General features: G+C 63.9%; 1 protein-coding gene. It reads right to left on the bottom strand.

The genetic code is table 11. The annotated features are described in order from the left end of the window. Nucleotides 1–190: 190 nt before the first annotated feature. Nucleotides 191–429: hypothetical protein (locus AC1DYK_RS35905; RefSeq protein ID WP_478170604.1), on the bottom strand; the 239-nt coding region annotated here is incomplete at its 5' end.

Raw genomic sequence — 429 nt, forward strand, 5'->3', positions numbered from 1 at the left:
GGGCACGGGGCACGGGGCACGGGGCACGGGGCACGGGGCACGGGGCACGGGGCACGGGGCACGGGCGAACTGGGCTGCCCATAAAAAGAGTCGGGCACGTAGCCCGCCCGCCCATCGGACGGCTGCACAACGATGCCTGCCCGACGGGCGGTTTCATTTTCGTTCAGAGTTTTGGACGAAATACTGACCATTAGGCGAATGCGCGGATGACAATCCAATACTCATCATCTTCCACCGAAACAGCGCACAGATGGTGTCCGTCAGCTGACAGTGTCAGGAATTCAGGTGAACCTGTTGCCGCTGCAATCCGGGAAGGGAGGTTGACTCCGATGGAGTCTCTCACGCGCACCCAACCCACAGCGCTGCCGCCGCTCCCCGGCGGAAGGATGAGGAACTCGCCGGCCCCTGCGACCAGGAGTGCCTTGGACG

This window comes from Variovorax sp. P2_H12 (assembly GCF_056403395.1).